This window comes from Streptomyces sp. NPDC050264, from assembly GCF_040655895.1.
GTDB lineage: Bacteria > Actinomycetota > Actinomycetes > Streptomycetales > Streptomycetaceae > Streptomyces.
This window is the reverse complement of the sequence record NZ_JBFAKV010000014.1, coordinates 202,370-220,418: the sequence shown is the minus strand read 5'-3', so window position 1 is coordinate 220,418 and position 18,049 is coordinate 202,370. Positions and strand designations below refer to the sequence as shown.

Here is an 18,049-nt window from a genome sequence, read left to right as displayed (position 1 = left end):
GTGGCGGGGTACCTCCTTGGCCGGATCGGTGTCGTCGTTTGTTGTATGCCGTAGGCGGGTCGTCCGGCGTGTCGTTCTTGCGGTGTCCTGCGGTGCGCCTGGTCACGTGCTCGCCGTGTTGTGTCGTGGGGCGGGGGCTGTGGCGGGGTACCTCCTCGGCCGGATCGGTGTCGTCGTTTCTTGTACGCCGTAGGCGAGTCGTCCGGCGGGTCGTTCCCGTGATGCCTTGCGGTGCGCCTGGTCACGTGCTCGCCGTGTTGTGTCGTGGGGCGGGGGCTGTGGCGGGGTACCTCCTCGGCCGGATCGGTGTCGTCGTTTCTTGTACGCCGTAGGCGAGTCGTCCGGCGGGTCGTTCCCGTGATGCCTTGCGGTGCGCCTCGTCACGTGCTCGCCGTGTTGTGTCGTGGGGCGGGGCCGTGGCGGGGTACCTCCTCGGCCGGATCGGTCTCGTCGTCTCTTGTACGCCGTAGGCGGGTCATCCTGCGCGAAGTGCCTGCGGTGTCCTGCGGGGGCACCCCGCCACGTCCCCTCCCGTCGTATTGCGGCCGCGAGTGCGTGGGACGTCCGGTTCGGGTGCAGCGCCGTCGGGTGACGCCGCGCCATCCCTGTCGGCCGGCTTCGCCGCCCCGCCCCGCGGGCGTGGGGCAACATGAGCGGGTGAATGTCATCGTGCCTACCGATATCGGCGACGCCCGCGTCACCTGGTGCCCCGCAGAGCAGCCCCGGCTGGTCCTGGCGGTGAGTCACGGTGCGGGTGGGGGGATCGAGGCGAGGGATCTGCAGGCTCTGGGGCGCGTGCTGCCCGGGCACGGAGTGACCGTGGCCCTCGTGGAGCAGCCCTGGCGGGTCGCCGGAAAGAAGGTGGCGCCCGCTCCGAAGACGCTGGATGCCGGGTGGCGCGGCGTCTGGCCCGCGCTGACCGGGCCCGGGCTGCCCGTCGTCGCCGGCGGCAGAAGCGCAGGGGCCCGCGTCGCCTGCCGGACGGCGAAGGAGCTGGGCGCCGCCGCCGTGCTCGCGCTCAGTTTCCCGCTGCATCCGCCCGGTAAGCCGGAGAAGTCGCGCGCCGACGAGCTGCTGGGCGCGGGGGTGCCCACGCTGGTTGTCCAGGGCGGCAACGATCCGTTCGGCAAGCCGGCCGAGTTCCCGGCGGGCGGCGCGTACGAACTCGTCGAAGTTCCTTACGGGGACCATGGGTTCGCTGTTCCGAAGCGCGCCGGGATCGGGCAGGAGGAGACCCTCGGCGTCATCACGGATGCCGTGGTTGCGTGGACTCGGTCACTCGGCTAGCGGGCGGGAATGTTGAGTGCGGGGCGACTGTTGAGCCAAACGTCGGTGACACAGTTCGTACGAGAGGAAGTCCGCCGCATGGGTTCGACCATCTGCCCGAGCCGCGCCACCACTCCTGACCTGGAGTGGAGCGTGCTGAGCGCGGCCAAGACCGCTCCTATTCGGGCGGCGGGCGGACCGGATCGTCGTCTATCCTCCGATTCGAGTGGGATCTCTTTGGGTCCCGCGACGTCGTTGGAGGAGGTGGGTCCGGTCACAGGGACCGACGCAGGGACCGAACACGGCCAGGCGGACGAGCGCCCGGAGAGCGCCGCGGAGCGCAGCGCGCGCTTCGAGCGGGACGCTCTGGAGTTCCTCGACCAGATGTACTCCGCCGCGCTGCGCATGACGCGCAACCCGGCCGACGCCGAGGATCTGGTGCAGGAGACGTATGCGAAGGCGTACGCGTCCTTCCACCAGTTCCGCGAGGGGACCAACCTCAAGGCGTGGCTGTACCGCATTCTGACGAACACCTTCATCAACTCGTACCGCAAGAAGCAGCGCGAGCCCCAGCGCAGTGCCGCCGAGGAGATCGAGGACTGGCAGCTGGCGCGCGCCGAGTCGCACATGTCGACCGGTCTGCGCTCCGCCGAGTCGCAGGCGCTCGACCACCTGCCCGATTCGGACGTGAAGCGTGCGCTCCAGGCGATCCCCGAGGAATTCCGCATCGCGGTCTACCTCGCCGACGTAGAGGGCTTTGCGTACAAGGAGATCGCGGACATCATGGGAACACCCATCGGTACGGTGATGTCCCGGCTGCACAGGGGCCGTCGCCAGCTGCGCGGCATGCTCGAGGACTACGCCCGTGACCGCGGGCTCGTCCCGGCCGGCGCCGGAGAGTCGAACGAAGCGAAAGGCTCGGGCTCATGAGCTGCGGAGAGCCGCACGAGACGGACTGCAGTGAGGTCCTCGACCATCTCTATGAGTTTCTTGATCATGAGATGCCGGACTCCGACTGCACCAAGTTCGAGGTGCACTTCGAGGAGTGCTCCCCGTGCCTGGAGAAGTACGGCCTTGAGCAGGCCGTGAAGAAGCTGGTCAAGCGCTGCTGCGGGCATGACGACGTGCCGACCGATCTGCGGGCCAAGGTCATGGGGCGGATCGATCTGATCCGTTCCGGCCAGGCCACGCCCGACGAGGGCACTTCGCCTCTCGCCTGAGGCGCCGTCGCGGCCTGCGGGCAACTCCCGGACGTTACGCGGGAGTTCGCCGCCCGGTTCACCCGATCGTGCTAATCCGGGGCCTTGCGCCCCGGCAATCCCCGTGATGCCGCCCGGACGGCGCGGACCGCGTCCTATTCTCCGTGAACTGAACGCCACGGGGAGGGAGTCGGGCATGCGGTCGGTACCGCCGGTGGCCTGGGTCTATGTACTCCTGACGGTCGGCGGCGCCCTTGTGTGCGCCGCGCCCGCGGTGTCGCCGGACACCTCATGGCCCGCGGTGGCGCTGCTCGCGTGCGTGTACGCGGGCTGCGAGCAGGTCGGCCGCTGCCGGATCGTCGGCCGGCGTGCTCCCAAGGGCATGGGGACCTTCTTTCCCGTACTCCTTGCAGGAGCGTTTCTGCTGCCGCCCGCGGTCGCCGCGCTCGTCGCCGTGCCCGGCGCGCTGCTCGCCCGCGTCGAACAGCGGCCCGCGGGGCTGCGGAGGCTGTGGCGGGCGGCCCAGCTCGGTCTCGGCATCTGGGCGGCCGCGCGGGTCTTCGGCGCCCTCGGCGGCTCGGCCGCCGTCTCCGGGGCCCGTCTCCCGTACGCGCTCGTGCCCGCGGCCGCCGCCGTGCTCGCCTTCTGCGCCGTTCTCACCGTCCTCGACGGCGGCATCCTCGCCGTCGCCGAGCGCGTGCCGCTGCGGACCGCCTGGCGCGGCCTCTTCGTGCGGTCACTGGCGCCGGTGGCCGTGCACGGGCTCGCGGGGCTGCTGATGGCGGTCCTGTGGACGAGTACGTACGGGCCCGTCGCCTCGCTGCTCGTGCTGTTGCCGATGTACATCTCGTGCTGGGTGTTCGCCCAGTACCAGCGGGAGCGGGCCGCCCACCAGGCGACCATCCGGGCCCTCGTCCAGGCCGTCGACATCAAGGACGGGTACACGCGCGGGCACAGCGAGCGGGTCGGACAGGCCTCCATGATGATCGCCCGGGAGCTGGGGATGGCCGACGAGCGGGTGGAGGTCCTGCGGTTCGCCGGGATCCTGCACGACGTGGGCAAACTCGGGGTGCCGACACGGCTGTTGAGGAAGGACGGCCCCCTCACACCCGAGGAGCGCGAGATCATCCAGCTGCACCCCGAGTACGGGCACGAGATGGTCCGCGGGATCGGCTTCCTCGGCGAGGCCCGCGCGGCGATCCTCCACCACCACGAGCGGCTGGACGGGAGCGGATATCCCTACGGGCTCTCGGGGGCGCAGATCCCCGAGTTCGCGCGTGTGGTCGCGGTGGCGGACGCCTTCGACGCCATGACGTCCACCCGTACGTACTCGCGGGCCCGGCCGGTCGAGGTGGCCCTCGCGGAGCTGGAGCGGTGCGCCGGGTCGCAGTTCGACCCGGCGATGGTGACGGCGCTGGCCCGGGTCCTCGGGCGGGACGGCTGGCACCCCGTGGTCACCGCCGACGAGGCTGTCGTCCCCGTCGCCCGCCCGCAAGGCGTGGCGGCCGTTCCGGGGGCGGCCTCCCGGTGACGGGCTGGGCGCCCGACCCACCGGCACCCGCCGTCGCGGGGCCGGGAACGGCGGCGCGGATGCCCGCTGTCGTGCTCCTCGTCTACGTCGTCGCCGGCGCGGCCACCGTCCTCGCTCTCGGCGACACGGCACGGCACGGGCTCGACGACCGCGGGGTCGCGCTCGCCTTCGGGCTGCTCGTCGTCGTGGGAGAACTGGCCCGCTGGGGCGGCAGCGGGGACCGGGAGCCCGCGCCGCTGGGCGCCGCGGGGGCGCTCGCCTACGCGCTGCTCGGCGAGATGGCCGGGCACCCCACCCAGCACGGTGTGGGGCAGGTCGTCTCGGTCACCGTCGCGGGCGCGCTCATCGGGTGCGTCCCGCATGTGGCCCGCGGCAAGGGACCCCCGCTCGACCACATGGTGCGCCGGGTGCTGACGGTCTCCTTCGCCGCCGTCCTCTTCCAGCCGCTCTACAACCAGGGGAAGTTGGCGCAATGGTTCGGCGACGGGGCGTCCTACGCGCTGCTCGTCGCCGGACTGCTCGCGCTCACCGCGCTGTGCGACGCCGTGCTCGCCGCCGTCATGGCGCACGCCCGTACCCGCTGGCCGTTCGGCCCGCTGCTCCGCGACGAGCTGCGGGCGATGCTCGGGATCGGCTCCGCGGTCTGCGCGACCGGGGCCGTCATGGCGCTCGCCGTCGCCGTGGCCGGGCTGTGGGCGCTGCCCGTCATCAGCCTGCCGCTGCTCCTCACCCAACTGGCCTTCCGGCGGTACGCCGCCGTGCGGGCCACCTACCGGCAGACCATCGCCTCGCTGGCCCGCGCCACCGAGATCGCCGGTTACACCCCGCACGGGCACGCGCTGCGGGTGGCGGCGCTGAGCCGTTCGATCGGCCGGGACCTGGGGCTCTCCGAGCCGGATCTGACCGTTCTGGAGTACGCGGCGCTGATGCACGACATCGGGCAGCTCTCGCTCGTCGACCCGGTCGCCCAGGGCGCGACGGCGGCGCTGCCCACCGCCCAGCAGCGGCGCATCGCCCTGCTCGGCGGCGCCGTCGTACGGCAGACGGGGGTGGACGCCCAGGTCGCCGTGGTGGTCGAGCGGCAGGCCGACCCGTACCGGGAACAGCCGCTCACCGCGCGGATTGTGCGGACAGCGAACGCGTACGACGAGATGGCCAGGGAAGAGGGCCCCCAGGGACCGCTCGCGGCCCTGGAACGGCTGCGTCTGGGCACCGGCCGCGACTACCAGCCCGAGGTCGTCGAGGCGCTGGCCAGGGTGGTCGCGCACCCCGGTCTGAGCCTAGGGTCGGCTGGGTAACCCATGGGTAATGAGCGGGCGTCCGACCGTACGTGGTTGGATGCGAAGAAGAGGGTGTCCGGGGGCACGGGCCTCGAGTATCGGCAGGCGGGAATCGTGAGGATCTTCGGCAAGGGACGGCACCGGCCCTCCGCCTCCTGGCGGCAGGCCACGGATCGTGCGTTCACCCTGATCGGGGACGGTCGGTACGAGGACGCGGGAGCGCTGCTCACCCGCGCCGCCGACCTGGAACCCTGGCTCTCGGAGTCCTGGTTCAACCTCGCGCTGCTGCACAAGTTCCGGCACGACTGGGAGCAGGCGCGCGCCGCGGGGCTGCGCGCCGTCGCGCTGCTCGACCGGGAGACCGGCGCCCCGGACTGGTGGAACGTGGGGATCGCCGCCACCGCGCTGCAGGACTGGCCGCTGGCCCGGCGGGCCTGGCAGGCGTACGGGCTCAAGGTGCCGGGCGGTGCCACGACGGCCGGCGAGCCGACCGGGATGGATCTGGGCAGCGCCGCGGTGCGGCTCTCCCCGGAGGGCGAGGCCGAGGTCGTCTGGGGGCGCAGGCTCGACCCGGCGCGCATCGAGGTGCTGTCGATCCCGCTGCCCTCCTCCGGCCGGCGCTGGGGCGAGGTCGTACTGCACGACGGGGTGCCGCACGGGGAGCGGACGACCGCGGTCGGGAACTCCTACCCGGTCTTCGACGAGATCGAGCTGTGGGCGCCGTCGCCGGTGCCGACCTGGGTGGTGCTCCTCGAAGCCGCCACCGAGTCCGACCGGGACGCTCTGGAGCGGCTCGCGGCCGATGCCGGGTTCGCCGCCGAGGACTGGTCGTCGTCGGTGCGGCTGCTGTGCCGGATGTGCTCCGAGTCGCGGATGCCGTCCGACGAGGGTGACGGGGAGCATCTCGATCCGCACGATCACAGTGAGCCGGGGCATCCCGGTCCGCTGGGGCACCGGACGGACGGGCAGCTGTGGGTGCCGGAGCGGGAGTGCGGGGTGGCCGCGCCGGCCTCGCTGGTCCGGGGGCTGCTGGACGGGTGGGTCGCCGACAGCCCTGATTCCCGGGACTGGCGGGACCTTGAAGAGGTTTGTTAGGCGGGTGACGGTCGCCCGCGGCGGAGCCGCTGACGGGGCGCTCCTGGCGGGGTGCTCCTGACGTCCCCGTACCCTGTTAGCAGTTGCCCCGTTTCCCAGGAAGGCTCATCTCGGTCATGGCCCAGCAGGACACCGATCAGCAGCACGCGGGCGTGCTCCCCGTGGACGACGAGGGGTTCGTCGTCGACACCGAGGACTGCGAGGCGCGTGAGGCGGCCTACCGGGAGCGCGGGACGTCGCGGCCGATCACCGTCGTGGGCAACCCCGTCCTGCACAAGGAGTGCAAGGACGTGACCGAGTTCGACGAGGAGCTGGCCGCGCTCGTCGACGACATGTTCGCCAGCCAGCGCGCTGCCGAGGGTGTCGGCCTCGCCGCCAACCAGATCGGCGTCGACCGCAAGGTCTTCGTCTACGACTGCCCGGACGACGAGGGCGCGCGCCACACCGGCGTCGTCTGCAACCCGGTCCTGCGTGAGCTGCCCGCGGACCAGCGCCGGCTCGACGACTCGAACGAGGGCTGCCTGTCCGTGCCGACGGCGTACGCCGAACTCGCCCGCCCCGACTACGCGGTGGTCACCGGACAGGACGAGAAGGGCAACCCGATCACCGTGCGCGGCACCGGGTACTTCGCGCGCTGCCTGCAGCACGAGACGGACCACCTGTACGGCTACCTGTACATCGACCGGTTGTCGAAGCGTGAGCGCAAGGGTGCCTTGAAGCAGATGGAAGAGGGCACGCCGCGCTACCCCGTGGTCCCCAACGACTGAGCCCCCTGGGGCAGTTGAACGTCAGAGCGGCGCCTGGTCCGGATGTTTCCGGCCAGGCGCCGCTGGCATGTGCCCGCGCATATCCGCGTACGCCCATGTGTGCGAACAGGACCGGCCGCGCGTGAACCATATTCAGTCATGTAAGGGGACGATTCCGGCGGCCAGGGGTAGTGAGGGGAGCAAATCCGTTCCCAGAACGGTCAGTTGTAGTGCTGAATAGAAAGCGCGGGGATACGCAACGGCGCGCGCCCGGCACTACATGAGGGCGTACGTCATCAGGCGGCAGAGAGGGGTTTGTTCGTGCCTGCTTATCCACACACAGCGGTCCCACCGGCGCTGGCGCTTCCGGTGATCGAGGACGCGTTTCCTCGCAATCTGCATCCCTATTGGCCGGAGCTCCAGGAGAAGACGCGCTCCTGGCTGCTCGAAAAACGCCTGATGTCCCCGGACAGGGTGGAGAAATATGCCGATGGACTGTGCTACACGGACTTGATGGCGGGCTACTACATTGGGGCCCCCAACGACGTGCTGGCCGCGATTTGCGACTACAGCGCATGGTTTTTCGTCTGGGACGACCGGCATGACCGCGACGTGATCCACGGAAGGGCGGCCGGCTGGCGGCGGCTCGCCGTCCAGCTGCACGCGGCCACAGAGGCCCCAGAGCTCCACCTGGACCACAAGGATCCACTGGTCGCGGGCTTCGCGGAGAGCGTCGACCGGCTCTACGGCTCGCTGAGCCGGACGTGGAACGCCCGGTTCGCCCGCCACTTCCACGTGGTGATCGACGCGTACGACGAGGAGTTCCGCAACCGTATGACGGGGAAAATCCCGTCCGTCGACGAGTACATAGCGCTGCGCAGGAATACGTTCGCGCACTGGATATGGCTCGACCTGCTGGAGCTGACCGCCCAGCACGAACTCCCCGCATGGGTGCGGAAGAACGAGGCATTCGCGCGTGCGGCGCTCGCCTGCCAGGATTTCGCGGCCTGGTACAACGATCTGTGCTCATTGCCCAAGGAACTCGCGGGCGACGAATTGCACAATCTCGGGATCAGCCTCATCAAGCACGAAGGCTTTTCTCTCAGAGAAGCAATAGCGGAAGTCCGCCGAAGGGTCGAGGGAACCATCGAGGATTTCCTCGCCGCGGAGGCGGAGGTGGAACAGCTCGCGGTCGCCACGGAAAATGTCGGCCCGCACGGAGAGGAACTCGCGCAGGCCCTCAGGTCGTGCGTGGGCAATATGCGGAACTGGTTCAGTTCCGTGTACTGGTTCCACCACGAGTCCGGGCGCTACGCGGTGGACAGCTGGGACGACCGGGCGACGCCTCCCTACATCACCGACGACCAGACGACCGAACAGACGGACCAGGTAGGTGAGTGCGCATGACCGTGGAATCGACCCTGCCGGCCCCGGCACCCGGCACGGACCAGGAGCAGCCGCCGCTCGCCCCCGGAGGCGTGCCGCTGCTGGGCCACGCCTGGAACCTGCTGCGCGACCCGCTCGGCTTCCTCCCGCGGCTGCGGGACGGCGGCGACATCGTCCGGCTGAGGCTGGGTCCGAAAACGGCCTACGCGGTCTGTGACCCCGAACTGCTGGCCACCCTGCTCAAGAGCCCGGACTTCATCGTCGGAGGCCCGCTCTGGGACACGATGGGTGTGCTGCTCGGCAAGGGTGTGGCGACCAGCAACGGGCCGCTGCACCGGCGCCAGCGCCGGGCCATCCAGCCCGCGTTCAGGATGGACAAGATCCACGAGTACGCGACGGTGATGGAGGAGGAGGCGCGGGCGATGGCCGCGCGGTGGAGCGACGGGCAGACCGTCGACATCGCGGCCGAGGTGTTCCGCACGGCCACCCGGATCGTGGCCCGCTCCGTGCTCCAGGTCGAGTCCGCCGACGAGCGGGCCGACCGGCTGAGCGCGGCGCTGCACACCGTGTTCGAGGGGCTGTACCGAAGGATGATCCTGTCCTTCGGCCCGCTGTACCGGCTGCCGTCACCGGCCAATCGGCGATTCGGGAGCGCGTTGGCCGATTTGCATCGTCTCGTCGACGAGATCGTGGCCGAGCGAAGGGCCTCGGGAAGCAATCCGGACGACCTTCTCGCGACATTGCTCGACGACCGCGACGAGAATGGTGAAACCGTCAACGAACAGGAGGTGCACGACCAAGTCGTGTCCCTCGTCGTGGCCGGGGCCGAAAATGTCGCGAAGACCCTGACGTGGGTCTTCCAGCTTCTCGCCGAACACCCCGAAGAGGAAAGGCGGTTGCACACGGAGGTGGTATCCGTGACGGATGGTCGGCCGGTCGCTTTCGGTGACGTCAAAGAACTCGCATATATGCGGAATCTGCTCACCGAGTCGATGCGGATTCGGCCCGCTGTCTGGATATTGACGCGACTTGCCGCGGTCGACACGACACTCGGCGGCTATCGCATTCCGGCCGGTTCGGACATCGTCTACAGTCCGCTGGCGATGCAGCGCGACCCGCGCGCGTTCACCGACCATCTGGCGTTCGACCCCGACCGCTGGCTGCCCGAGCGCGCCGCGGACGTCACGCCGGCGGCGCACGCGCCGTTCAGCGTCGGCAACCGCAAGTGCCCCGGCGACCACTTCAGCATGGCCGAACTGGCGGTGATCCTGGGTACGGTCGTGTCCAGGTGGCGACTGGTGCCGACCCCGGAGACGGACGGCTCCGCGCGGATCGGGATCACGCTCCAGCCGAGGCGCGCCCTGCTGCGGGTGGAAGCGCGCGACTGAGGCCGAGGGCGGGACGGGCGTCCTAGGGTCCTTCCGACGGATCTCCGCGGCGTCGCGTCGCCCGGCACGCACCCTCGCCGCACGGGGCGAAGGGACAGGCGGCTCCGCCACATGACCCTTCGCACCGCACACCGAGGGCACGCACCGAACGCCGCTCCTTCTCCCACGGAGATCCGTCGGAAGGGCCCTAGCCGGCCAGCCGTACCCGGAAAGTCCTGCGGAAGGCGTTGGGTGTGGTGCCCAGCGCCTTCATGAACTGGTGGCGCATCGCCGGCGCGTTGCCGAACCCCGCGCGGTAGGCGATCGCGTCCACCGTCTCGTCGGTGCCCTCCAGCAACTCCTGGGCGAACAGCACGCGTTGGCGCAGAAGCCAGCGGTACGGCGTCGTGCCGGTCTCCTGCTGGAAGCGGCGCGCGAACGTGCGCGGTGACATGTGCGCCCGCGCCGCGAGTTCCTCCACGGTCACCGGCGCGTCCAGGTGCCGCTCCATCCATGCCAGGACACCGCCGACGGTGTCGCAGCGCGTCGCCGGCAGCGGTCGCTCCACGTACTGGGCCTGGCCGCCGTCGCGGTGCGGCGGCACGACCATGCGGCGGGCTATCGCGTTGGCCACCTCGGCGCCGTGCTCGGTGCGCACGATGTGCAGGCACGCGTCGATGCCCGCGGCCGTGCCCGCGGAGGTGATGACCGGGCCCTCGTCGACGTACAGGACATCGGGGTCGACCCGGGTGCGCGGATATCTGACGGCGAGATCGCGCGCGTACCGCCAGTGGACCGCGGTCCGGCGGCCGTCCAGCAGCCCGGCCTCGCCGAGCACGAACACCCCCGCGCACAGGCTGAGTACGCGCGCGCCCCGGTCTACCGCCCGGCGCAGCGCGTCGAGCAGCTCCGGCGGGTAGCTGTCGAACCGTCGCCCCGCCGAGGGGATCGTGATGAGGTCGGCCTCCTCCAGACGTTCCAGGCCGTACGGGGTGGAGACCGTCATACCTGGCACGTGGGTGGTGAGCGAGGGGCCCTCCACGGAGGCGACCGCGAAGTCGTACACCGGCAGGCCCGAGTCGCCCCGGTCGAGGCCGAACACCTCGCAGACGACGCCGAGTTCGAAGGGGTGCACACCGTCGAGCAGCACTGCGGCCACGTTCTTCAGCATGTCCGCCAGTGTGCCGCAGAACTGGCAGTAATTCGAGGGTCAGTGACAGGACTGCCACTGCCGGGCGGGGCCGGGCGGCGGGAGAGTAGAGGACATGAACGCAGCGATGAACTACCTCACCGTCCTCTTCGTCTTCCTTCTCCTGACCGCCCCGTCCCTGTACGGAGCCGCGCACGACCGCCGCGTCGACCGGCAGATCCGGCGGGCGGAGCAGGCACGGCAGGCACGGCAGGACACGGAACTCCGGTCCCGCCGCGCCGAGTTCACCAAGGTCGCCTAGGACTCGTCGTCCTAGAAGTCCTCGTCGAAGCCGACCGAGCCCTCGACCGCGACCTGGTACGCCGAGGGCCGCCGCTCGAAGAAGTTGGTCAGCTCCTGGACGCCCTGCAGCTCCATGAAGGAGAAGGGGTTCTCGGAGCCGTATACGGGCGCGAAGCCGAGCCGCTGCAGGCGCTGGTCGGCGACGCACTCCAGGTACTGCCGCATCGAGTCGGTGTTCATGCCCGGCAGCCCCTCCCCGCACAGGTCGCGCCCGAACTGCAGCTCGGCCTCGACCGCCTCCCGCAGCATGTCGGTGACCTGCTGCTGCAGCGCGTCGTCGAAGAGCTCGGGCTCCTCCTTGCGCACCGTGTCGACCACGTCGAAGGCGAAGCTCATGTGCATCGTCTCGTCACGGAAGACCCAGTTGGTGCCGGTCGCCAGGCCGTGCAGCAGGCCCCGCGAGCGGAACCAGTACACGTAGGCGAAGGCGCCGTAGAAGAACAGGCCCTCGATGCACGCCGCGAAGCAGATCAGGTTGAGCAGGAAGCGGCGGCGGTCCGCCTGGGTCTCCAGGCGGTCGAGCTTCTCGACCGAGTCCATCCATTTGAAGCAGAACTCGGCCTTCTCGCGGATGGAGGGGATCTCCTCGACCGCGTCGAAGGCCGCCGCGCGGTCCTCCGGGTCGGGCAGATAGGTGTCGAGCAGCGTCAGATAGAACTGGACGTGCACGGCCTCCTCGAAGAGCTGGCGGCTCAAGTAGAGCCGCGCCTCGGGGGAGTTGATGTGCTTGTAGAGCGTGAGCACCAGGTTGTTCGAGACGATCGAGTCGCCCGTCGCGAAGAACGCGACAAGCCGGCCGATCATGTGCTGCTCGCCCGGCGACAGCTTCGCGAGGTCGGTGACGTCCGAGTGGAGGTCGACCTCCTCGACGGTCCAGGTGTTCTTGATGGCGTCCCGGTAGCGCTCGTAGAAGTCCGGGTAGCGCATGGGGCGCAGGGTCAGTTCGAAGCCCGGGTCGAGGAGGTTCTTCCCGGTGGCGGGGGTGGTGTCGGACATTACTGGCAGGCCTCGCAGGACTCGGGGTTTTCCAGGGAGCAGGCGACCGCGTCGGTCTCGGGCACGGTCTGTACGGGGACGGTGGAGCGGCCCGCCGCGCGGGCGATGCGCGTCGCGGGGCGCGAACGCAGGTAGTACGTCGTCTTCAGGCCCGACTTCCAGGCGTACGCGTACATCGAGGAGAGCTTGCCGATGGTCGGCGTCTCCAGGAACAGGTTGAGGGACTGGGCCTGGTCGAGGAACGGGGTGCGCGCCGCCGCCATGTCGATGAGGCCGCGCTGCGGGATCTCCCACGCGGTGCGGTAGAGGTCACGGACGTCGTCCGGGATCCAGGTGAAGCCCTGCACCGAGCCGTTGGACTCGCGCAGCGCCTCCCGGGTCTGCGCGTCCCACACGCCGAGCCGCTTGAGCTCGTCGACCAGGTACGCGTTGACCTGGAGGAACTCGCCCGACAGCGTCTCGCGCTTGAACAGGTTGGAGACCTGCGGCTCGATGCACTCGTAGACGCCCGCGATCGAGGCGATCGTCGCGGTGGGCGCGATGGCGAGGAGCAGCGAGTTGCGCATGCCGACGGCGGCGATACGTTCCCGCAGCGCGGCCCACCGCTCCGGCCAGGTCAGCTGGGCGTCGGCGTAGTGGTCGGGGTGCAGGACGCCGCGCGCGGTGCGGGTCTTCTCCCAGGCGGGCAGCGGGCCGTTGCGCTCGGCGAGGTCCGCCGAGGCCTCGTACGCGGCGAGCATGATGCGCTCCTGGATCCGCGTCGAGAGCGCCCTGGCTTGCGGCGAGTCGAAGGGCAGGCGCAGCTTGAAGAAGACGTCCTGCAGGCCCATCGCGCCGAGGCCGACCGGCCGCCAACGGGCGTTGGAGCGGCCCGCCTGTTCGGTCGGGTAGAAGTTGATGTCGACGACGCGGTCCAGGAACGTGACGGCGGTGCGGACGGTCTCGTCGAGCCGCTCCCAGTCGATGTCGCCGGCGGCCGTGTCCACGAGGGCGCCGAGGTTGACCGAGCCCAGGTTGCAGACGGCGGTCTCGCCGTCGTCCGTCACCTCCAGGATCTCGGTGCACAGGTTCGAGGAGTGGACGGTGTGGCCGGGCTCCGCCGTCTGGTTGGCGGTGCGGTTCGCGGCGTCCTTGAACGTCAGCCAGCCGTTGCCGGTCTGTGCGAGCGTGCGCATCATGCGGCCGTACAGGTCACGGGCGGGGATGGTCTTCAGGGCCTTCCCGTCGGCCTCCGCCTTCTTGTACGCGGCCTCGAACTCCGCGCCCCACAGGTCCACGAACTCCGGCACGTCGGCCGGCGAGAACAGCGACCAGTCGGCGCCCTCGGCGACCCGGCGCATGAACTCGTCGGGGATCCAGTGCGCGAGGTTCAGGTTGTGGGTGCGGCGCGCGTCCTCGCCGGTGTTGTCGCGCAGCTCCAGGAACTCCTCGATGTCGGAGTGCCACGTCTCCAGGTAGACGGCGGCGGCGCCCTTGCGGCGGCCGCCCTGGTTCACGGCGGCGACCGACGCGTCCAGGGTCTTCAGGAACGGCACGATGCCGTTGGAGTGCCCGTTCGTCCCGCGGATCAGCGAACCCCGGCTGCGGATGCGGGAGTACGAGAGTCCGATGCCGCCGGCGTGCTTGGAGAGCCGGGCCACCTGGTGGTAGCGGTCGTAGATCGAGTCGAGCTCGTCCAGCGGGGAGTCGAGGAGGTAGCAGCTCGACATCTGCGGGTGCCGGGTGCCCGAGTTGAAGAGGGTGGGGGAGGAGGGCAGGTAGTCCAGGCGGCTCATCAGGCCGTACAGCGCGCTGACCTCGTCGACGGCGCGGGCGCTGTCGTCCTCCGCGAGACCCGACGCGACGCGCAGCATGAAGTGCTGCGGGGTCTCGATGACCGCGCGGGTGATCGGGTGGCGCAGCAGGTAGCGGCTGTGCAGGGTGCGCAGACCGAAGTAGCCGAAGCGGTCGTCGGCCGCGGTGTCGATGAGCGCGTCGAGGCGCGCGGCGTGTACGCGGACGAACTCCGCGGTGCGGTCGGCGATCAGGCCCTCGCGGTGGCCGACGGCGACGGACCCGGTGAAGGAGGTCACGCCCTGCGAGGCGGCCTCGGCGGCGATGGAGAGCGTGAGGAGCCGGGCGGCGAGCCGGGAGTAGACCGGGTCCTCGGAGATCAGCCCGGCCGCGGCCTCGGTGGCGAGTTCGCGCAGCTCGGCCTCGTCGGCGCGGGCGCTGCGGCCGCGCAGCGCTGCGGCGGCCACCCGGCCGGGGTCGGCGCCCCGGAGGTCGGCGGTCAGCTCGGTCAGGGTGCGCAGCAGCGCGGTGCCCGGAGCGTCTTGCGGTGCGGCTGAGACCGGTTCGGCGGGCGGCGCGATGGTCACGTGGGGCTCTCCCTCGCTCGGCTCGGGGCCTGCGGGAAGGAGTGGCTCCGGCGCGCACGGGGCGCCGTCGTCACCGGCCCATTCCGCGAGGCCCGGACGTCGTCGACACCCGGGCCGGACGGCCCGGGTGTGCTGCGGCAGGTCGTCGGACTCACGCGGGCGCCACTTTGGGCGCATACGTTCACCGTTGCGGGACAGTTCCGGATTTGCACCGGATTCCCCTGCGGCTGCAGCGAGAGCGAGCATACATGTTGTGCCGGGCCATCGCGGCAGGCCCACATCTTGTGTCGACCGGGCCCCACGGTGGGAGTCACACGGCCGCGGGCCGCTTCAGCAGCGTGGCCACGAAATCCTCTGTGAAGTTACGCGGGCCGGTGCCCAGGGCGACCCGGCCGCGATGCTTGGCGCGGGCGTTCACCAGGGGCGACTCCGTGTAGTACTCGCGGGGGTAATCGGAGTCGTAGGGGATGAACACCGTCTTGCCGCGGGTGAGTTCGCTCGCGCACTCCACCACGACGGTGCCCTCGGCCGCCGTGATGAACGACTCGTCCGCGCACACGCCGACGGCGAGCGGGTCGTGCAGGGGGGAGCCTCCGGCCTCCTCGTAGGCGCCGAGGTAGAAGCGCATCAGCCGTGCGGTCAGCTCCATGCCGGGACCGGCCGCCTCCAGCGTCGCCAGCTCCGCGGGCCCGAACCGCCAGCCGTGCGTCGCGTCGAGCCCGACCATCGTGTACGGAATGCCGGAGGAGACGACGAGGTCCGCCGCGTCGGGGTCCGCCCACGCGTTGAACTCGGCGACGGGCGTGATGTTCCCGGGTATCTCGGCCGCCCCGCCCATGAAGACGAGCCGCTTCACACGCCGGGCGAAGTCGGGGTCCTCGCTCAGGGCGAGCGCCACATTGGTGAGCGGGCCCGTCGCGCACACCGTCAGCTCGCCCTCGTACTCGCGCGAGAGCCGGAGCAGCGCCTGCGCCGAGGACTCGGTGTGCTCGGGCACGGCCGAGTCGGGCAGTCGCTCGGCGCCGAGTCCCGTGGAGCCGTGGAACTCGCCGGCGGCCGCGTACGGAAGGCGGGTCAGCGGGCGGCCCGCGCCCCGGTGCACGGTGATGTCGCCGTCGATGCCGAAGGCCCGGGCGAGCGCCCGCCCGTTGCGGAAGGTCTGCGTCGCGGGCACGTTGCCGCCGACGGTCGTGTAGGCCTTGAGGTCCCACAGCCCGGTGCCGAGCAGGTATTGCAGCGCGACGGCGTCGTCTATGCCGGGGTCGCTGTCGAGCACGATGGGGGCGGTCATGATTCCTCCGGGGCGGGTGGTGCGAAAGGTGCTGGGTCACGATAAAGGGACGGGCCCCTCCGCAAGGGAGGGGCCCGTCCTTCGGGAGGCGGGGGACGGCCGCTAGTGGCCGCCCGCTCCGACGGTGGGCAGTTCCACCTGTACTCCCTTGTCGCCGGCGTCGGCGGTGTAGTCCGCGGGCGACGTCTCGTCGACGCCCTCCGGAGCCTTCACGGCCTTCAGGACGAAGGTCAGGACCACGGTCACGATCACGTTCATCACGAACGCCGTCAGACCGATGTAGCCGATCTCCCCGATGCCGGGGATCTCGTCCGAGGAGCCGCCGAAGTGCTTCTGCGTCGGCGACGCGACCCCGTACGCGGCGAGCGTGCCGTAGACCATGCCGACCGCCCAGCCGGCGAGCAGCGCCCACCGGTGGAACCAGCGCGTGAACAGACCGCCCACCAGCGCCGGCATGGTCTGCAGGATCCAGATGCCGCCGAGCAGCTGGAAGTTGATGGCGACGGTCTTGTCCATGGTCAGGACGAAGGCGAGCGCGCCGACCTTCACGAGCAGCGACACGAGCTTGGAGACCTTGGTCTCCTGCGCGGGCGTCGCGTCGGGCTTGATGAAGTCCTTGTAGATGTTGCGGGTGAAGAGGTTCGCCGCGGCGATCGACATGATCGCCGCCGGGACCAGCGCGCCGATACCGATGGCGGCGAAGGCGACACCCGTGAACCAGTCGGGGAACATGTTCTCGAAGAGCTGCGGGATCGCCAACTGCCCGTTCTGCACCTTGATCCCGGCCGCGATCGCCATGAACCCGAGCAGCGCGAGCAGGCCCAGCATGAGCGAGTACAGCGGGAGGATCGTGGTGTTGCGGCGGATCACGTTGCGGCTCTTGGACGACAGGGTCGCCGTGATCGAGTGCGGGTACATGAACAGCGCGAGAGCCGAGCCGAGAGCCAGGGTCGCGTAGGTCCACGTGCCCGATTCACCGGGTGCGAGGGCCCCGACGGGTTTCCCTGTCGCGGGATTGAGCTGCTCGAACTTCTTGCCGGCCGCGGCGAAGATGTCGTCGAAGCCGCCCAGCTTGATCGGGATGTAGATGATGGCGACCAGGATCACGATGTAGATCAGGCCGTCCTTGACGAACGCGATCAGCGCGGGGGCCCGCAGGCCCGAGGAGTACGTGTACGCCGCGAGCACACCGAAGGCGATCAGCAGCGGCAGGTCCTTGATGAACCAGTTGGTGCCCTCGCCGCCGCCGACGCCCATCACGTCGAGCACGGCCTGGATGCCGACCAGTTGGAGCGCGATGTACGGCATCGTGGCCAGGATGCCGGTGATGGCGACGGCCAGCGAGAGGCCCTTCGAGCCGAAGCGGCCGCGCACGAAGTCCGACGTCGTGACGTACCCGTGCTTGTGCGAGACCGACCACAGGCGCGGCAGGAACGTGAAGATCAGCGGGTAGACCAGGATCGTGTACGGCACCGCGAAGAAGCCGGACGCGCCCGCCGCGTAGATCGCCGCGGGGACGGCGACGAAGGTGTACGCCGTGTAGAGGTCGCCACCGAGCAGGAACCAGGTGACCCAGGTGCCGAACGAGCGGCCGCCCAGGCCCCATTCGTCCAGCGAGTCGTTCTCGGACCGGCGCCAGCGCGCGGCGAGGAAGCCCATGACCGTGACGGCCACGAAGAAGATGATGAAGACGGTGAGCGCGACACCGTTGACGCCGCCGTTCATCGCTGGCTCCCCGAGGACGATGCGGATGCCGATGCCTTGCGGCCGCGCTGGTCACGCTGCCACAGCTTGTACGCGATCATCGTGAGCGCCGTCGAGATGAGCACCCAGAGCATCTGGTACCAGTAGAAGAACGGGATACCGATGAAGGTCGGGTCGATCTTGGCGTAGGAGCTGACCCAGAGCATCGCCACGAACGGCGCGACGAGGCACAGTCCGATGACGACGCGGACCGGTGTCACCACCGGTCTTCCCACTTCTTGCGCACCTTGTGGCGCGCTTTTCGGCGCATCGGACATTTCGCGGCTCCGTCCCCTC

16 protein-coding genes and 1 riboswitch are annotated in these 18,049 nt (G+C 70.2%); of the genes, 10 read left to right on the top strand and 6 right to left on the bottom strand.

Going from position 1 to position 18,049, the window contains the following annotated elements; genetic code table 11:
* Positions 1–666 precede the first annotated feature (666 nt).
* The 9 genes from AB0J02_RS25450 to AB0J02_RS25410 all read left to right on the top strand — a co-directional run bounded on the left by AB0J02_RS25450 (position 667) and on the right by AB0J02_RS25410 (position 9,891).
* Entirely contained in the window at positions 667–1,287 is a 621-nt protein-coding gene (locus AB0J02_RS25450) for an alpha/beta family hydrolase (RefSeq protein WP_363196070.1), read from the top strand.
* Between the two features lie 243 nt (positions 1,288–1,530).
* Positions 1,531–2,196 carry an RNA polymerase sigma factor SigR gene (gene sigR, locus AB0J02_RS25445; protein WP_324771196.1) on the top strand — a complete coding sequence of 222 codons (666 nt, stop codon included), beginning with the start codon at positions 1,531–1,533 and terminating at the stop codon, positions 2,194–2,196.
* Positions 2,193–2,486 (top strand): mycothiol system anti-sigma-R factor, encoded by a 294-nt coding sequence (gene rsrA, locus AB0J02_RS25440; protein ID WP_363196055.1) that lies wholly within the window; start codon positions 2,193–2,195, stop codon positions 2,484–2,486. The genes sigR and rsrA overlap by 4 nt, the downstream gene beginning before the upstream one ends.
* Before the next feature lie 175 nt (positions 2,487–2,661).
* Positions 2,662–3,996: an HD-GYP domain-containing protein gene (locus tag AB0J02_RS25435; protein WP_363196054.1), complete on the top strand. Its 1,335-nt coding sequence runs from the start codon at positions 2,662–2,664 to the stop codon at positions 3,994–3,996.
* Positions 3,997–4,055: 59 nt separating this feature from the next.
* Entirely contained in the window at positions 4,056–5,294 is a 1,239-nt protein-coding gene (locus AB0J02_RS25430; RefSeq protein WP_363196053.1) for an HD domain-containing protein, read from the top strand.
* A 96-nt stretch (positions 5,295–5,390) separates the two neighbouring features.
* Entirely contained in the window at positions 5,391–6,371 is a 981-nt protein-coding gene (locus AB0J02_RS25425) for a hypothetical protein (protein WP_363196052.1), read from the top strand.
* Positions 6,372–6,487: 116 nt separating this feature from the next.
* Positions 6,488–7,138: a peptide deformylase gene (def, locus tag AB0J02_RS25420; protein WP_363196051.1), complete on the top strand. Its 651-nt coding sequence runs from the start codon at positions 6,488–6,490 to the stop codon at positions 7,136–7,138.
* 348 nt (positions 7,139–7,486) lie between these two features.
* Complete coding sequence (locus AB0J02_RS25415; protein WP_363196050.1) at positions 7,487–8,524, top strand: multidrug MFS transporter; 1,038 nt, start codon at positions 7,487–7,489, stop codon at positions 8,522–8,524.
* Positions 8,521–9,891 carry a cytochrome P450 gene (locus AB0J02_RS25410; RefSeq protein WP_363196049.1) on the top strand — a complete coding sequence of 457 codons (1,371 nt, stop codon included), beginning with the start codon at positions 8,521–8,523 and terminating at the stop codon, positions 9,889–9,891. The genes AB0J02_RS25415 and AB0J02_RS25410 overlap by 4 nt, the downstream gene beginning before the upstream one ends.
* A 187-nt stretch (positions 9,892–10,078) precedes the next feature.
* On the opposite strand, the gene AB0J02_RS25405 is transcribed toward AB0J02_RS25410, so the two are convergent.
* A complete protein-coding gene (locus AB0J02_RS25405) occupies positions 10,079–11,041 on the bottom strand; it encodes a helix-turn-helix domain-containing protein (protein ID WP_363196048.1) in 963 nt (320 codons plus the stop codon).
* A gap of 94 nt (positions 11,042–11,135) precedes the next feature.
* On the opposite strand from AB0J02_RS25405, the gene AB0J02_RS25400 reads away from it, so the two are divergent.
* Positions 11,136–11,321 (top strand): hypothetical protein, encoded by a 186-nt coding sequence (locus AB0J02_RS25400; protein ID WP_363196047.1) that lies wholly within the window; start codon positions 11,136–11,138, stop codon positions 11,319–11,321.
* Between the two features lie 11 nt (positions 11,322–11,332).
* On the opposite strand, the gene AB0J02_RS25395 is transcribed toward AB0J02_RS25400, so the two are convergent.
* The 5 genes from AB0J02_RS25395 to AB0J02_RS25375 all read right to left on the bottom strand — a co-directional run bounded on the left by AB0J02_RS25395 (position 11,333) and on the right by AB0J02_RS25375 (position 18,030).
* Positions 11,333–12,358: a ribonucleotide-diphosphate reductase subunit beta gene (locus tag AB0J02_RS25395; RefSeq protein WP_363196046.1), complete on the bottom strand. Its 1,026-nt coding sequence runs from the start codon at positions 12,356–12,358 to the stop codon at positions 11,333–11,335.
* On the bottom strand, positions 12,358–14,718 hold the full coding sequence (locus tag AB0J02_RS25390) for a ribonucleoside-diphosphate reductase subunit alpha (protein WP_363196045.1): 2,361 nt from the start codon (positions 14,716–14,718) through the stop codon (positions 12,358–12,360). Before AB0J02_RS25390 ends, AB0J02_RS25395 begins: the two co-directional genes overlap by 1 nt.
* 118 nt (positions 14,719–14,836) lie before the next feature.
* Positions 14,837–14,971: riboswitch (cobalamin riboswitch) on the bottom strand.
* Between the two features lie 57 nt (positions 14,972–15,028).
* Positions 15,029–16,009 carry a nucleoside hydrolase gene (locus AB0J02_RS25385; protein WP_363196044.1) on the bottom strand — a complete coding sequence of 327 codons (981 nt, stop codon included), beginning with the start codon at positions 16,007–16,009 and terminating at the stop codon, positions 15,029–15,031.
* Between the two features lie 102 nt (positions 16,010–16,111).
* Positions 16,112–17,734, bottom strand: a complete 1,623-nt coding sequence (mctP, locus tag AB0J02_RS25380) for a monocarboxylate uptake permease MctP (RefSeq protein ID WP_363196043.1) — start codon at positions 17,732–17,734, stop codon at positions 16,112–16,114.
* On the bottom strand, positions 17,731–18,030 hold the full coding sequence (locus AB0J02_RS25375) for a DUF3311 domain-containing protein (RefSeq protein ID WP_363196042.1): 300 nt from the start codon (positions 18,028–18,030) through the stop codon (positions 17,731–17,733). Before AB0J02_RS25375 ends, mctP begins: the two co-directional genes overlap by 4 nt.
* Positions 18,031–18,049: the final 19 nt, after the last annotated feature.

What these genes read in the sequence shown, in the direction of transcription:
- rsrA (WP_363196055.1), top strand. Translation starts at nt 2,193, where the DNA reads ATGAGCTGCGGAGAGCCGCACGAGACGGACTGCAGTGAGGTCCTCGAC.
- AB0J02_RS25435 (WP_363196054.1), top strand. Translation starts at nt 2,662, where the DNA reads ATGCGGTCGGTACCGCCGGTGGCCTGGGTCTATGTACTCCTGACGGTC.
- AB0J02_RS25430 (WP_363196053.1), top strand. Translation starts at nt 4,056, where the DNA reads ATGCCCGCTGTCGTGCTCCTCGTCTACGTCGTCGCCGGCGCGGCCACC.
- def (WP_363196051.1), top strand. Translation starts at nt 6,488, where the DNA reads ATGGCCCAGCAGGACACCGATCAGCAGCACGCGGGCGTGCTCCCCGTG.
- AB0J02_RS25410 (WP_363196049.1), top strand. Translation starts at nt 8,521, where the DNA reads ATGACCGTGGAATCGACCCTGCCGGCCCCGGCACCCGGCACGGACCAG.
- AB0J02_RS25405 (WP_363196048.1), bottom strand. Translation starts at nt 11,041, where the DNA reads ATGCTGAAGAACGTGGCCGCAGTGCTGCTCGACGGTGTGCACCCCTTC.
- AB0J02_RS25400 (WP_363196047.1), top strand. Translation starts at nt 11,136, where the DNA reads ATGAACGCAGCGATGAACTACCTCACCGTCCTCTTCGTCTTCCTTCTC.
- AB0J02_RS25395 (WP_363196046.1), bottom strand. Translation starts at nt 12,358, where the DNA reads ATGTCCGACACCACCCCCGCCACCGGGAAGAACCTCCTCGACCCGGGC.
- AB0J02_RS25385 (WP_363196044.1), bottom strand. Translation starts at nt 16,009, where the DNA reads ATGACCGCCCCCATCGTGCTCGACAGCGACCCCGGCATAGACGACGCC.
- mctP (WP_363196043.1), bottom strand. Translation starts at nt 17,734, where the DNA reads ATGAACGGCGGCGTCAACGGTGTCGCGCTCACCGTCTTCATCATCTTC.
- AB0J02_RS25375 (WP_363196042.1), bottom strand. Translation starts at nt 18,030, where the DNA reads ATGTCCGATGCGCCGAAAAGCGCGCCACAAGGTGCGCAAGAAGTGGGA.